At 62.1% G+C, this 13,364-nt stretch carries 16 protein-coding genes; 4 read left to right on the top strand and 12 right to left on the bottom strand.

The features are described 5' to 3' along the window. Positions 1–138: 138 nt before the first annotated feature. Positions 139–2,406 carry a propanediol/glycerol family dehydratase large subunit gene (locus tag EOA27_RS04365; RefSeq protein ID WP_126079461.1) on the bottom strand — a complete coding sequence of 756 codons (2,268 nt, stop codon included), beginning with the start codon at positions 2,404–2,406 and terminating at the stop codon, positions 139–141. Positions 2,407–3,032: 626 nt separating this feature from the next. Between EOA27_RS04365 and EOA27_RS04360 the strand changes: the two genes are divergently transcribed. The 4 genes from EOA27_RS04360 (at position 3,033) to EOA27_RS04345 (ending at position 5,966) form a co-directional block, all read left to right on the top strand. After that, complete coding sequence (locus EOA27_RS04360; RefSeq protein WP_127255566.1) at positions 3,033–4,199, top strand: hypothetical protein; 1,167 nt, start codon at positions 3,033–3,035, stop codon at positions 4,197–4,199. A gap of 133 nt (positions 4,200–4,332) precedes the next feature. Next, positions 4,333–4,539 (top strand): hypothetical protein, encoded by a 207-nt coding sequence (locus EOA27_RS04355; protein ID WP_127255563.1) that lies wholly within the window; start codon positions 4,333–4,335, stop codon positions 4,537–4,539. Next, a complete protein-coding gene (locus EOA27_RS04350; RefSeq protein ID WP_189561959.1) occupies positions 4,526–5,683 on the top strand; it encodes a site-specific integrase in 1,158 nt (385 codons plus the stop codon). The genes EOA27_RS04355 and EOA27_RS04350 overlap by 14 nt, the downstream gene beginning before the upstream one ends. 31 nt (positions 5,684–5,714) lie before the next feature. Then, a complete protein-coding gene (locus tag EOA27_RS04345) occupies positions 5,715–5,966 on the top strand; it encodes a hypothetical protein (protein WP_127255557.1) in 252 nt (83 codons plus the stop codon). Here the strand turns inward: EOA27_RS04345 and EOA27_RS04340 are convergent. The 11 genes from EOA27_RS04340 to EOA27_RS04290 form a co-directional block, all read right to left on the bottom strand. Continuing rightward, a complete protein-coding gene (locus EOA27_RS04340) occupies positions 5,963–6,313 on the bottom strand; it encodes a DUF1515 family protein (protein WP_189561958.1) in 351 nt (116 codons plus the stop codon). The genes EOA27_RS04345 and EOA27_RS04340 overlap by 4 nt on opposite strands. Before the next feature lie 206 nt (positions 6,314–6,519). Beyond that, complete coding sequence (locus tag EOA27_RS04335) at positions 6,520–6,888, bottom strand: hypothetical protein (protein WP_127255551.1); 369 nt, start codon at positions 6,886–6,888, stop codon at positions 6,520–6,522. Positions 6,889–7,000: 112 nt separating this feature from the next. Further along, positions 7,001–7,555, bottom strand: a complete 555-nt coding sequence (locus EOA27_RS04330) for a glycoside hydrolase family protein (protein WP_245491026.1) — start codon at positions 7,553–7,555, stop codon at positions 7,001–7,003. After that, positions 7,513–7,869 carry a hypothetical protein gene (locus EOA27_RS41930; RefSeq protein ID WP_245491025.1) on the bottom strand — a complete coding sequence of 119 codons (357 nt, stop codon included), beginning with the start codon at positions 7,867–7,869 and terminating at the stop codon, positions 7,513–7,515. Before EOA27_RS41930 ends, EOA27_RS04330 begins: the two co-directional genes overlap by 43 nt. Continuing rightward, positions 7,866–9,146: a contractile injection system protein, VgrG/Pvc8 family gene (locus EOA27_RS04325; RefSeq protein WP_127255548.1), complete on the bottom strand. Its 1,281-nt coding sequence runs from the start codon at positions 9,144–9,146 to the stop codon at positions 7,866–7,868. Before EOA27_RS04325 ends, EOA27_RS41930 begins: the two co-directional genes overlap by 4 nt. Positions 9,147–9,148: 2 nt before the next feature. Continuing rightward, positions 9,149–9,361: a tail protein X gene (locus EOA27_RS04320; protein WP_127255545.1), complete on the bottom strand. Its 213-nt coding sequence runs from the start codon at positions 9,359–9,361 to the stop codon at positions 9,149–9,151. A 65-nt stretch (positions 9,362–9,426) separates the two neighbouring features. Beyond that, entirely contained in the window at positions 9,427–9,825 is a 399-nt protein-coding gene (locus tag EOA27_RS04315; RefSeq protein ID WP_245491024.1) for a phage tail protein, read from the bottom strand. A gap of 4 nt (positions 9,826–9,829) precedes the next feature. Then, positions 9,830–11,713, bottom strand: coding sequence for a phage tail tape measure protein (locus EOA27_RS04310; protein WP_127255543.1), 1,884 nt, complete (start codon positions 11,711–11,713; stop codon positions 9,830–9,832). Between the two features lie 143 nt (positions 11,714–11,856). Further along, complete coding sequence (locus EOA27_RS04300) at positions 11,857–12,132, bottom strand: phage tail assembly protein (RefSeq protein WP_189561956.1); 276 nt, start codon at positions 12,130–12,132, stop codon at positions 11,857–11,859. Positions 12,133–12,144: 12 nt separating this feature from the next. Beyond that, complete coding sequence (locus EOA27_RS04295) at positions 12,145–12,657, bottom strand: phage major tail tube protein (protein ID WP_127255535.1); 513 nt, start codon at positions 12,655–12,657, stop codon at positions 12,145–12,147. Next, the coding region (locus tag EOA27_RS04290; protein WP_189561955.1) for a phage tail sheath C-terminal domain-containing protein at positions 12,654–13,364 on the bottom strand (711 nt) is incomplete at its 5' end. The genes EOA27_RS04295 and EOA27_RS04290, both read right to left, overlap by 4 nt.

Here is a 13,364-nt window from a genome sequence, read left to right as displayed (position 1 = left end):
AGGTGACGATGGAAGACCTCCGCATCACGCCGGCAAGCACCGCATCCAGCGTTATCTCCGGAAGCGCCTTGCCGTGCTTGCCGGTGACGGCGCCAGGCTGGGTTTCGGCGAGCGGATAGTCGGCACGCGTAAGGGTCACTATTGCGCTCCCGTCAGGACGACGTCGACCTCTTCGGGAGCCGCGCCGGCCTCGGTCAGCCCGGTTTCGATGGCGTAGATGAGGGCGACGCGCGCATGATAGCGCGACCCCATGGCCTCGCCTCGCTGCGGCACCACGATGGGCTCCGGCATTTCGCCCAGCGCATAGGCCGCCGCATTGGCACCGAGAGCGCGATAGTGCTCGAGCCTGGTGATCGGGGCATTGGAAAACAGTTCCAGATTGTTGTGCGGCTGTCGGTCACGCTGATGGATGACGGCCGTGCCCTTGGCCTGGATGCCGATGCCGATGCCGCTGCCGGCAAGCCGGGCGGCGGACAGGCCAAGGAAGGAAGTATCAGCCGTATGGCGGAAGCGGACGACGCGCGCCTTAAGCCCGCGCGCGCGGATCGCATCCAGCATGGCGCCAAGCACTTCGGACAGCCGATGTCCGGCCGTCGTCCGGTAGAGCTTCAAGCCGAAGGCCGGGCTGATGCCGATGACCAAATCGTCGGTCGCCGACCCGTTGGCTGCCGGCCCAAGGTTGCGATAGCGGACGCGCCTTGCCTCGTCCTTCTCGTGCAGGGCCTCCGAGCGCAGCACTTCTTTCTGATCCAGCACATCGCGGATGTCGTTGAGCTGCAGGCGCCGTTCTTCGGACACGCGATAGCCGGAGCCGGGGCCGAGATAGTCGTTCGGGTCGTTGACCGCGCTGACGATCCGCCCATTGCGGATCATGGCCGAGGTCTGGAGATAGTCGCCGGAAAGGCGCAGCTTCACCACGTTCAGGAGGTTCTCGGCCTCTTCTCGGAAACCGCGGTTGGCCAGCGCCTTGACCGCGTCGATCACGGTGATGCCGCGCTCCTTGATGGCCTCGCTGATGAAGCTCACGTCGCGCGGCATCAGGCTGCGCGTGTCGTCGGAACCGGAGGCATAAACCACGCTGGTCTTCATGTCCTCGGTCGGTGTCGACAGGCCGAGCTCCTCGAACACCGCGGCGATCGCCGCCACCGCCCGCTCGCGCAACTCGATCGCGCGGGACTCGGGCAGCGGCGTCAACCCGCCATCGGCCTCGAAATCCCGCTGAAGCACCATATAGTCTTCCAGCTCCTCGCCGTTGATCAGCGAAGGGTTGAACGAATTGTCGTATTTCAGGATCGATCCCATCCCGGAGCAGATCAGGTCTGAGCCGGCAATCAGGTAGGGAAGGATCTTGGCGCCGACACGAATTTCCGATTCGGTGGAGCGCGCATCATTGCCTGATGCGCATTCGAGATCGAGCCAGACGGCGATGAGGTTCTCAGCCATCAACTCGCGGACCCCGCCAGGTATGGTGGCGGTCAAGGGCGCGCCGTCAATGCCGCCATTTTGTGTGCCCTGCACGCCCATGCCGCGCTGCAGGCAGAGGCAGCGCGCCTCCAAGTAAAGCAGCGATTTTGCTTCATGGAAGCCCATCAGCAATTCGGAGCCGGCACCCGACGTACAGCGCATCTTGACGCCGCGCGAGGCATAGGCAGCGGCGAGAAATGCCTTGGACCACGGCGTGTCGTCGCCATCGGTGAACGACTTTTCAGTGCCGTAGACGGAAACGGTTTCGGCATAGGACGTGAAGCCGGCCATGGCGATGCGCAGTTCCTCCGCCTCCTCGCTGGAGCATTGGAACAGCGTTCCCCAGCGGCCGACGGCGCCGCCCACCGCACACGCCACCGCGTTGGACCAGGCGTTGCGCGACACGCGCATCGTAGTCTCGATCTCGTCGAAGCCGAAGGCGACGGCGGTTGCGGCGTCCGCGGCGAGCTGGAGCGGGTCGTCCTTGCCGTTGGTGACATGCGCCTGGTTGCCTGGAGTCTTGCGTGCTCGCATCTTTGAGTAGGCGAAGGCGATCTCCAGCGCGTTGAGCTGCGACACGACCTCAGCGAGTTTCGCAGGCGTCATGCCGTGGGCGAGCCGCACGAGCTTTTCGCGCGGAACGTTCATGTCGACCAGCCAGCGCGCAATGGTCGCTGACTCCAGGGCCATTGCTTCCGGCGCCACCTCCGGGTCGATGTGATGGCGGGCGATGAAGCGGTCGATCATGTCGTAGTCGTGCTCGAGCACCCCATCGAGGGACACGACGCGCCCGCCGTTGATGCCGATGCCGGGTTTGGGATCGGCCGGGCTGGAGAAGGCGGAGAAGCCATTGGCAGGGTCTTCCGCCGCGAACTTGTCCAGCCGCAACGGCCGCTCGTCCCAGTCGGCGAAGCGCTTCCAGCGGTTCAGTTTCGGCGTCATGCGTGCATTCCTCGACCCAACGGAAAGACTATTGAATGCCCGATCGTCACACAATGGCCTGCATCGAATCTCGCCGAAGGGCCTGCCCTGGCTGCCATCACAACCGGAACCTTGGAGATAGGCGCGGCGCTTACGGAAATGAGTAACCGCCGGGATTTCGAGACCTGCCTACGACCTGGTCAAGACGTCAGTGCTCGCAGACAACATGCGCGGCTGTTGTTCAACTTGAGTGACTTGCCCGATTTTGAGTGACTTGCCCGCTCTTCAGTGCCCTTTTTGGTTCAGTTTGGGAGGCGCCGTCGCTGCAGATGCTGGAAGAGAACTTCCGCCGCCACTCGGACAAATCGAGCGAGGCGATCGGCTAAGTGCTTGAATTTTTGGTGCCGCTTGCGTGACTCGAACACGCGACCCCATCATTACGAAACAGCTTTCCGGCCTTTTTAGGCGTTATCAGCACCACGCAAACCGTATCATTCGCGCGGTTTGCTCTTTGCATCGGATAGCACCAATTCCCGCCCGTTCGCAGAAATTTGATGGCAATGTGTTGGCAGACGTTGACAATTTGCAAACGCAAGCCTATTCGTGGTGCATATCAACCGTTTGCATATCAACAATGAGGTGAAGCCGTGCTTGATACCGTTCGTAAGCCGCCGAAAGCCGATGAAGGGTTTTCCGTTGACGTAGACACCGCCACGTTCCGCCGCGCCCTGGCGGACATTCTGCCTCACTCCGAGCCCCGCAACACTATCCCGATTCTCGGGTGCGTCGTCTTGACGATGGACACGGACGCGCAACGCCTCGGCGTCTCACTGTTCGACATCGACCTGGCTATTGAAACCAGCATGCCGGCGCTCGGAAGGGGTGACGCCTTGGCGGTGCCGCTGCGCACCCTGGCGGCCTTTGTGAAGGGCGCGGACGGCGACACGGTACAAATCCGCAAGAACCCCGGCGACTCCCGCGTGACGTTCATCTGTGGCGATTTCAGCGCCGCCATTATCCCGATGCCGGCCGAAGATGCGCCGGTGCTCCAAGGGCCGAACTTTGGCGACGCCGGCTTCCGTCGCGTGCCACTCGCCGAGGGCGTTATGTCTTGGCTACTCGGCCTCACCGTGCCGTTCATATCCTCGGAAGAAACCCGGTACTATCTCAACGGCGTCGCTTTCGAATTTGGCGTTGACGATGACGGCATGTTGCGAGCCATTGCCACGGACGGCCACCGCCTCGGCTCGCGCCAGGCGAAGACAAGCGCCAACATCGTGGGCCGCCCGACCGTCATCGTTCCGCGTGACGCGATCAAAGCTGTTGCGCACCTCGCCGCCGGCAAAGAGGTCACGCTGTCAGTTGATGACATGCGGGCCGAATTCGCGTTCGGCGACTACGTCATCCGCACCAAGCTTATCGACGGCACCTTTCCCGATTGGCGGCGGGTCGTGCCGAAAGGGCCGTTCAAGCACTTCGAACTTGACGCCGGGAAGATCCTGAAGCTGCACCGCGCCACGGCCGGGGTACGCGGCGACCGGCACTGCGCTATCAAGGTCCAGCGTTGCGAGGGCGGCGTTTCCGCCACCGCCGCAAACCCGGACTACGGCACCGTTTCCGCCGTGTTCCGTGGCGAGGCGCCCGAGGGCGTTGAAGCCTTCGGGTTGAACGGCCGATATTTCGCGGACATGGCAAAGGCCTTCGGGACGAAGCGAATCGAAATCGGCTTCACCGGGGCCGGCGACCCGCTGTTGATTAAGGGGCCGGGCGGCCAGGCTGGCGAGTTCGCCGTGCTCATGCCGATGCGCGTCTAGCGTGGACGCCCCGGTAAAAATATGCCGGCGTTGCTTCCGCATTGCGTACCGGGCGCAAGCCCGGTGCGCCGAATGCGGGGCCGGCTTCACCAAGAGAGGCCGCGAGAAAGCGGTCGCCGAGTTTCAAACTGCGATGCAGGCCGATTGTGACGCCTTCAACCGGCGGCACGCGGTCGGCGATGTAATCAGGGTGTGGACGGGTCCGCGCGAAGGCGATCCCGTTGAGCGCGTCACCACGTCACCGGCCTGCATCCTCGGCGGCCATACCGCTGTCGTCTACGTCAAGGGCGGCGGCGGCTGCATCGCCCTTAGTCATGTTGAGAGTCATGAGCAAAGCTGATCGCCCCGAAGCCACCGGCCCCGCCGGCACCTCTTGGAATGATCCGAAGGTGCCGGGTCTTCGCCTCCGCTATCTGGCGACCAAATCGGTCTATTACCTGTCCTACCGGAACAAGGTCGGAAAGCAGCGGGCCTATAAGATCGGTGATTTCCGGTTTGTCACGCTCACGGAAGCCCGGACCCAGGCGAAAGACGTTCTGGCTCGGGTCGCCAAAGGCGAAGACCCCGCCGGGGAGAAGGCCGAGCTTGCCGAGCGCCCGACCATGGCGATGCTTCGCGACCGGCATCTGGAATATTCCGAGGGCCGCAACAAGGCCGGCTATCGGAAAGACAATGAGGGCTTTTGGAACAACCATATTCTGCCGCACTTCGGCCCCGGCAAGGCCGTGGCGGACGTGGTGGAATCCGAATGCGAGGCCTTGCACTTCAAGATGCGGAAGACGCCGAGCGCGGCCAACCGGGTCGCGGCCCTGCTTTCCAAGGCCTTCAACCTGTCCGAAAAATGGGGCTGGCGCCCGCGCAAAACTAACCCGGTCCATGTCGAGCGGTACAAAGAGCACAAGCGGAAGCGCGTGCCCCAGGCCGACGAGGCCTTCCGTTTGCTACAGGCGATCAATGCGCTATGGGAACCGAATCCGTTCTTTGCCGGACTGGTCGAGCTTCTGTGTTTCACCGGCGCTCGCCGGAACGAAATCCAGACGGCAAAACGCGAGTGGGTGAAGGCGGACGGCCTGCACTTGCCGGACTCAAAGACCGGCGAAAAGATCGTGCCGCTGTCCGCCCTGGCGCGCGAGGTCATCGCAGAGATTCCCGAGGTGAAGGGCAACCCCTACCTAATCCCTGGCCGCCACGGCCACGGGCACCTTGTCAACGTGACGAAGCCGTGGAAAGCGCTCATGAAGGCCGCCGGCATCACGGAAAAGCTTGTGCCTCACGACCTACGCCGGTTCTTCGCCTCGGCCGGTCTTTCCGCCGGTTTGGAGCTTTCGCAAGTGGGCAATCTGCTAGGCCACATGGATAGCCAGACGACCAAGCGCTACGCCTACCTTCTTACCGGCGCCGCTCAACAGATGGCGGACACGGCGGCGGAATCGGTCAAAACGATCATGACCGGCGGCGGCAAGGTTGCGGTATTGCGGCGTTGAACCGGAAATATGCAAAATGTATAGTGAGCAAATGAGCACCGCCGCCGACGACAAACGCGAATTTGAGCTGCTTTTCCAGCAATCCGGGCTGGAACAGAAGCAGCTTGCCGGGCTTCTCGGAAAGACCTCGGTACAGGTCAATCGGTGGCTCACGGACCGCGTGGACAGCGGCGCCCCGCCGTTCTACGCGATCAATTTCTTGAGGGCCTATCTGATGCTTCCGGCCTCGGCCCGCGCCCATCTGCCGGCGCGGGTTATCACCTACGCCAAGAAGGCGGCCTAAGCCGAGCGCAACACGCGCAAGATTGATTCCCACCAATAGATGACGAAGCCCACGGCGGCGGCTCCGAAGGCTGATCCCGCGATGCCGGACACGAACAGCGCGCCGATGCCGCGTTGCTTCCATTGCTTCACTTCGTCGGTGATCGCCTTGGAGTCCTTTACGTCCGCCTTCATGGTGGCTACCTCGGCGCGAAGGTCGCCGACCTCGCCAACCATTTCGTCAAGGCGCCGGTGCACCGTTGCGCGGTGCGCAGTGGCTTGAACGTCCGCCTGCGCTATCGCCTTCTCTATCCCCTCAAGCTTGCCAAGCAATATGCCAAGCGTGCGCTCTACCCCGTCCTGTGACATCGCCCTACGGCTCCCCATTCCATTTGCGGGTGCCGTCCACCTGGGCGGTGCACACCTTGAGCGCGGACTCGTTGACGTCGCCGCGAGCGACAAAGTCTTCCGTCTTGGCGGGTCCGCCGGACTTGTGCCATGCGGGCGGAACCGGCGCGATCAATTCCGCCGGCACCTTCTCTTTGACGTAAACCGTTTTGACGATGACTTGCGGCTTAGTGGTCGTACAGCCGGCGCAAATCGTCAGGAACAGGAGTGTCGAGGTAAGAGCGAACGGTTTCATTGTTGCCTTTCAGGTCGGCCCGAGCGGTGGTTTTTTCCGTCAATGCGGTGTTCGCGGCGGCCAGCTTTTGCATGAGTTCCGCCGAGATCTTGTCGTTCAGCGCGTCTTGCTTCTGCATGCGGTCTATGGTGTCCGCGCTCACCTTGTTTGCCTCGACCGCCTTGTCGAGATTCGCTTGCACTCGCGCGGTTTCCGCCTTCGCCGCGATGGCGTCGCCTCGATACCAAGCGGCGGCGCCGAAGAGCGCCAGGAAGGCGAGCAACACCAAGACGGCAACAGCGAGCTTGATCTTTGTCCACATCAGAACAGCCACCAAATCAGGAAGCCCGCGATTACCGCGAGCGATGCCGCGCCCACGATGCGAAGCACCATGTCGATGGCGGGTGTGATAAAGATTACCCAGGTCCGGCCCATTAGTTCGGCCTCACTGGCAGGCCGGTCGCCGGCATTGACTCGCAAAGCTCGGCCTCCCCGATACGGGTTGCATCCCCGTTCTTGCGGCGATTGTCCAAGCCCTGCACGAACTGGCCGCCGGATTTGTTGAAGGCGGTTTGCGCCTCGCATGCCGCGTAGTAATTGCGGGCACGGGCGAACCTGGCGGCGCTGGACCCGCAAAGGCCGGTGCGCTTTTTTTCCGAGCCGACGCCGAAGTTATAGGCGCCGGAAATCATGGATGCCTGAAGCGAAATCGGCAGGGTATCGAACCCGGCAATGCAGCGTGTCAGCGGCTTGTAATAGTCATTGACGACGCGCACGATCAGGATTCGGTAGCACTCTTCCTTTGTGAAGCGCATGTCGGCCGAAACGGGCTTGCCGTTGATGAGGGTGTCGCCATGGCAGATGTCATAGCGCTTCGAAAAGCGGTCCCAATGCGCGGACAGCACAAGGCCTTCCCAGGGGATGATATTCGCGTCGACCGCGAGCCTTACCGCCGCCGGGATCGGCTCTTCGCCGGGCGCCGAAACCATGTACCGGCCGCCGACCAGAGACGCCACGGCCATGACTGCCGCGATTGCTTTGCGCGCACGCGCGCTCGCCCGGTTTGCCATTGCTTTCGTGCTCCTGAGATCTTCTGTTGCGGGATGAGGCGAGCGACGCCGGCGGCAACCGAAAGGGCGCCGGTGATCGCTGCGAACATGGGTGTGGAAACCGGCACGTAGCCGTAGAGGAACGGCCACGCCTGTTCGGCGCCGTACAGAAGCACGGACACCACGGCGAAGCCGTTGAGCCGGATAGCCCAAGAGTGCCGGGCGACCTTGCGCCAGTTATCGACCAGCTTCATTGCGCCGCCCCGTCGCTCGGGACATCGATAATGAAGCCATCGGTCGGCGCCGTAGGCTCAACGGGCTCGGCCGGCGCGTCCGGGTCGATCTTGTCGTCGTCCGTGGGCTTGGTTTTCTTGACGCCGGCCGGAACGTCTTTCTGCTTTTCGGCGAATAGCTCGGCGTCTATCGCGGTCGTATAACCCTCGCTCGGGCCGTAGCGGTGCGTCGCCGTCTTGATCCGCCATTCCGCCGGAATGTACGGCCGGAAGCTGGACAGGATAAGCTTAGCCTCGGCTTGCACGGTCGGGTCGCCGCCGATGTCACAAGAGAACGAAGCTTTGCCGCGAGCGCTCTTGTTCTTGTAGGCGTCCGCCGCCGCCTGGGCCTCGGCTTCGTTGTGATAGCTGTAGCGGAGGTCGTGGTAAGGCTCTTGCCCCGAGGTGGCTTCCTTCGTCTCGCCGGTGCGAATATCGGTCCAGTAGGCCCGGACGCCGCCCTTATCGCCTTCGCCGCTGTCTTCGTCTTCGGGCAAGTCAATTATGGACTCGCCTTCGGTTTGCTCGCTGGCGGTATCCCCGGCGTCCCCTGCAGCCCCTTGCGCCGAGGAACCGCCGCCGCCTTCGTCAAGGCCGCCCGCCTCGCCCGCTTCGTCTCGGGCCGAATACTTGAACGACCACTTGATGCAATCCGCTTCGGTAAGCTTGACCCCGGGAAGCGACTCCCCGGTGACGCTTTTGCCGGTGCCCCGCTTCGCGACCGCGAGCTTGCCCGCCACGGGCCTGGCAACGCCGTCATGCATGGCCGCGAGCCGCGTCGCAAAGGCCATGTCCGACTCGTTGCGCTGATCGATATGGCGCATGACGATGCCGGACAACGCCGGATCAATCTTGGCCTCATAGCCATTCCGGCCGGCGATTTCCTGCATGATCGCGCCGACCGTCTTCTGATGGTAGCTTTCGGTTTTCGGCGTGCGGAACGACTTCGGCATCTTCGCCGAGCGGCCGGTAACGCGAAGCGTCCGGGGCGGCGACGAGACCTCCAAATCGTCAATGAGGTACGGCCCGAATTCGGTCGCCTGGCCCTCGCGATAGCCGAGGGTCACGGTGATGGTGGACCCGATGAGCGGAAGCGCGGCAACGGCGCCGTCGCTCCACCTGGCGCGGTCGTCAAGCTCTATAGTCACGCGGTCCGATTTGTCTTCGGCTTCGTCATGACACTCGACTGAGAGAAGCCGGTCGGCGAGGCCGCCGGTGATGTCAGCGCCATCCGAAGAGAAGGAAGCAAACGGGGTCATAGCTAACCCCAAATCCGAATTATCGGGGTAGCCTGCGGGCGCGGAAGATCCGGCAGGTTGACAAGAGTTCCGGCCGGCAGCACCGGCCCGAGCTTTGCCAAGCCTTGGTTCGCGTCATAGACCCGTTCGACGGCAAGCGGCTGTTGGCCCTTCTCATAGAAGCGCCAGCAAATTTCATCGACCATGTCGCCATCGCTGGCGCGGTAAATGTTCATCTGCCACCTGTTTGCAATTCGCAAACACCATAGCCGAACCTACCGCGTCGCCGTACCCACGATACTTAGAAAACGCCTCCATCGGCGCCGTAGCTCTTAAGATCAAGGTTGAATTCTTGCTTTCGAGGGGCGCCATTGTCCCAAAAGATGGTTTGTGTTTCGCCCACGTTTTCGATGTAGAACAGCCCGAATATTCGCCCCAGGCCGGAAACCAGCATTTGCGGCGCGCCAGTCTTGGCAATGGCCCGCATCGCCTCGACCTGGCCCCATCCGCCCCGGAAGTGCGGGTAAATTGTGCCGCTCAAGGCGAACGTGGTTTGACCTGGCCCGATGAACTGCGCGGCGGGTTCGCGGCCGATGCGCTCTTGGGCTACCCATCGGAATTCATCGCTTCGCTCAAGCGATTGGTAAGCCGCCGTTGAAAGGCTGAAACGGAACGGCCCGAGGCCCATCATTGTAGACATCGCATCAATCCGAAAGGCTCGATTGAATATTAGCTTGCTGCCTGGCTTGGGCGGCGCCGATGGCGCGCGTTACCATTAGCTGCGCCTCGCCCGGCGTCATGCCTTGCACGTTGACGGTGATGCCGCCAACGTTGAGGGGCGCATTGATCTGTTGCGGCTCATGCACGGTGAGCGGTTCCGCTATCTGTATGCTAGCCGCCTTGACGGTGCCGGCGTCGACTTCGTCAGTCTTGGTCGGCGAGCCCTGCTTAGTCACCTCGCTTAACGGCTTCATGAGGTCGCGAATAGTTGCGGACAGCGAGCCCATATCCGCCGGTTTCTGGCCCGACGCAAAGGGCGCTGAAGGCGGCGGGGGAGTTTCTACCTTCGGGGGCACAAGCGCGCCCACGGCGGCCCCTGCGCGCGTAGCGGGGGCATTCGGACCCTCGGGCAGCTTGGCGGTGTTTATGTCAATGCCGAGCTTGGTTTTGATGACATCGGGAAGCCAGCCGACAAGGTCATTGACCGCGCCTTTCAGCCAAGCCACCACGTCCGCCCACTTCGATTTGAGGCCGTCCCAAATGGATTGAACCATAGCGACGCCGGCATCGTAGAGCTTGCCCGCGATTCCTTGAATATAGGCCACGGCCGAGGCGAACAGGCCTTTGACGTAATCCCAAAACTCGCCGAACCACTTCGCGATTTTATCCCAATTCTGATAGATCAAATACGCGGCGGCGGCGATGGCGGCGACGGCCGCCAGTATCCAGCCCACGGGCGTCGCCATGATCGTGACGCCGAGGGTTACGAACGCCGCCGTTACCGCCGTAAGGGCAGTGATGAGCGGCGCTGCCGTCCATGCCCCGAGCACTAGCAGCGTGGCATTCATAGGCCCGCCAACGAAGTCCACAAGAGGCTTGATCGTTGCCAGGAACGACGAGAAGCCTTCGGCCATGCCGGCGAGGTGTTGCCGGATCTCGGAAGCCGGATTCATGAGGTCGCGAAGCACTTGCGCGAACTTCTGCACCCATTCCGAAATTGTTGACCGGACAAGGTTAGCGTTGGCGTCGAACCATTTCGTGACTGCCTCAATCACCTCATTGAGGACCGGCAAAAGCTGGACCCCGAGAAAGAGCTTCAGGCCCTCGATACGGATCATGAGGGCGTCAAGATTGTCGCCGAATGCATCTGCGGCAGCGGCGGCCCTGGCGCTCATGACGCTACCCGTAAGCCGCGCCTGATGCCTCATTTCGGCAAGGCCTGCCGAACCATCGGACAGCATCTTGACCAAGTCGACGCCGGACTTACCGAAGAGCTTGAATGCCAGGGCGTTGCGCCGAAGCGGGTCTTTGATCTTCGCCAGCGCGGTGAAGGTGTCATTAAGAACGGCCTCGGTCGACCGCATCTTGCCCTTGGTATCCTTCAAGGGCACGCCGAGGGCACGGAAGCTCTTCGCCATCTGCTTATTGCCCTTGACGGCTTCCGATGCGTTGATTCCGAGCTTCTGAATACCCTTGGTGAGGGTTTCATTTTCTATGCCGCTCATTTTGGCGGCGAAGCGGTATTCCTGTAGAGCCTCGACCCCGATGCCGAGCTTAAAGGAGGCCTCGCCTATCTCGCTGCCGAGGTCCGACGCACTCTTCGCCAGGGCGAAGGCGCCAGCTACGGCACCCGAGGCGCCGAGGCCGAGAAGGGCCACGAACGAAGACAGCCGAGCGGTCGTGCGGGTAAGGCCGTTCCCGAGGCCTACAATGCTCTTCCCTAGCCGGTTGACGGATGCGCCGATGCGATCAAAGCCCAAGCGCGTGCCAAGCGCGGCGAGGCGCGCTTGTATCCGCTTAATCGGCCCGGTGATCCGGTCGATTAGCGATAGCTTTACGGTGGCTTCCGCCGTGGGCTTACCGGCCATTTACGTTTTCGCTTTGCCAGCGCGAGCGGCGGCGAGGCCCCGCCACATCACGAGTTCCGAAAGGTCTAGTTCCCAAAGTTCGGACGGCGGCCAGTGAAAGATCACGGCGATATCCGCCATGAGGTTAGAGACGGATTCGAGCGTTAGGCCGCTCGCTTCCGCCTCCCCATAAAACCCTCAATGATCTTGCCGAGCGCGTCGATATCCTCGGCGTCCAATTCATCGAACGCCTCGGGCGGCCAGCCGGCGAGTCGGCTGATGATGAACGCCGTTTTGTCGAGGTCCGACTCATGGCGTTCCATGTCGCGAATGTCTTTGCCCTTGATCCGGCGCAAGATTGCTTCCGTGACCTCGCGGCCTTCAATGGTGATCTTCTCGACCAGCGTGTACCGGACTTGCTTGCGAATATCGGTCGTCATTGTCATGCACCCTTAGAGGCCGATTGCGGTTCGCTGAGTGGCAAGCTGGTCGATGCCGCCTATCTTGCGAACCATGTTGATGATGTCGATTTCAACGAATTCGACGTCCGCCTGGCGGTAGCGGAAGTAATCGAGTTCGTAGGTAAGCGTCTTGGTGGACTTGGTGCCGGGCTTCCATTCGCTGAATTCGGCTTCCGTCAACATGCCGCGCATGTTGATAACCACCGCCTCGGCGGCCTGGCCCTGGGCTTGAAGGGCGCCGCGAGCGACCAGGGCGATGCCGTCGACCCCGATAAGGCTGATGATGGCGGGGTCGTAATCGGAAAGGATGATGGACGCGGTGAGCGCTTCCGTACCCATTTCCAATTTCTTGGGGCCATCCATGCCGCCGGCCCGGTGCTCTTCGGTCGTGAACGCGATCTTGGGAAGCGTGATGCTGTCACACCGGCCCGCGTAGGAAAGGCCGTCATTGTACAGGTTGAACGCCTTAAGCTGGCGCGGCAGCGCGAAAGTGGGGGTGCTCATTGCACAAGATCCTCAAGGAAGTCGTTGACGATGCGCGACCGGAAAATGACGTGCTCGGCCGGGTACGGCGGCGTGAATTCGATGTTGAACCACACCTTGCCTTCGGAAATGGACGCGGGCGAATTGAGGTCCGGGTCGGCGTAGCACCGGCCGCCGATAAGGGCGCCCATCGCAACCAGGCTGCGAATGTAGGCGTTCACGGACTCCTCAACGTCATCAATGTACGTCTTGGTGATGTTGCGATCCACAGCCCAAAGGTGAGCGCGAAGGATGGAGTCATTGATGATATCCGCCGTGCGAACCACGGACAGGAACGCGAATTTCGGGTCGCTGGAAAGGGTACGGTTGCCCCAAAGGCGGAAACCGTCTTCGCGGATGATCGTAGCGACGTTGCCTTCGTTTAGAAGGTTCGCGCGGCTGTTCGCGTCCCCCAGGGCGAAGTCGATTGCCCGGTCGGTGCCCACAATGCCGTTGATGTTCTGGTTTGAGGGCGACCACCAGAATCCGCGGTCGTTGTCGATCTTGGCGATGAGGCCGGCGACCGCCGAGGAAGCCGGTTCGCTGTTGACGTTGGCCCCGCGCGGAACCTTCACGCCGGGGTCGACCACGTAGACGCGTTTCGAGCCGAAGTCGTCGGCATAGGTGATCGCGGCGGCGTCATTCGTGTTCGGGCCATCCGCGATGATGACCGCCTTAAGCCGTTCCGC

It is taken from the genome of Mesorhizobium sp. M2A.F.Ca.ET.037.01.1.1 (genome assembly GCF_003998075.1).
Classification (GTDB): Bacteria; Pseudomonadota; Alphaproteobacteria; order Rhizobiales; family Rhizobiaceae; genus Mesorhizobium.
The sequence above is the reverse complement of the archived record's forward strand: the minus strand, read 5'-3'. Positions and strand labels throughout refer to the sequence as shown.

What these genes read in the sequence shown, in the direction of transcription:
- EOA27_RS04310 (WP_127255543.1), bottom strand. Translation starts at nt 11,713, where the DNA reads ATGGCCGGTAAGCCCACGGCGGAAGCCACCGTAAAGCTATCGCTAATC.
- EOA27_RS04350 (WP_189561959.1), top strand. Translation starts at nt 4,526, where the DNA reads ATGAGCAAAGCTGATCGCCCCGAAGCCACCGGCCCCGCCGGCACCTCT.
- EOA27_RS04300 (WP_189561956.1), bottom strand. Translation starts at nt 12,132, where the DNA reads ATGACGACCGATATTCGCAAGCAAGTCCGGTACACGCTGGTCGAGAAG.
- EOA27_RS04295 (WP_127255535.1), bottom strand. Translation starts at nt 12,657, where the DNA reads ATGAGCACCCCCACTTTCGCGCTGCCGCGCCAGCTTAAGGCGTTCAAC.
- EOA27_RS04325 (WP_127255548.1), bottom strand. Translation starts at nt 9,146, where the DNA reads ATGACCCCGTTTGCTTCCTTCTCTTCGGATGGCGCTGACATCACCGGC.
- EOA27_RS04340 (WP_189561958.1), bottom strand. Translation starts at nt 6,313, where the DNA reads ATGTCACAGGACGGGGTAGAGCGCACGCTTGGCATATTGCTTGGCAAG.
- EOA27_RS04345 (WP_127255557.1), top strand. Translation starts at nt 5,715, where the DNA reads ATGAGCACCGCCGCCGACGACAAACGCGAATTTGAGCTGCTTTTCCAG.
- EOA27_RS04315 (WP_245491024.1), bottom strand. Translation starts at nt 9,825, where the DNA reads ATGTCTACAATGATGGGCCTCGGGCCGTTCCGTTTCAGCCTTTCAACG.
- EOA27_RS04335 (WP_127255551.1), bottom strand. Translation starts at nt 6,888, where the DNA reads ATGTGGACAAAGATCAAGCTCGCTGTTGCCGTCTTGGTGTTGCTCGCC.
- EOA27_RS04355 (WP_127255563.1), top strand. Translation starts at nt 4,333, where the DNA reads ATGCAGGCCGATTGTGACGCCTTCAACCGGCGGCACGCGGTCGGCGAT.
- EOA27_RS04365 (WP_126079461.1), bottom strand. Translation starts at nt 2,406, where the DNA reads ATGACGCCGAAACTGAACCGCTGGAAGCGCTTCGCCGACTGGGACGAG.
- EOA27_RS41930 (WP_245491025.1), bottom strand. Translation starts at nt 7,869, where the DNA reads ATGAAGCTGGTCGATAACTGGCGCAAGGTCGCCCGGCACTCTTGGGCT.
- EOA27_RS04320 (WP_127255545.1), bottom strand. Translation starts at nt 9,361, where the DNA reads ATGAACATTTACCGCGCCAGCGATGGCGACATGGTCGATGAAATTTGC.
- EOA27_RS04330 (WP_245491026.1), bottom strand. Translation starts at nt 7,555, where the DNA reads ATGGTTTCGGCGCCCGGCGAAGAGCCGATCCCGGCGGCGGTAAGGCTC.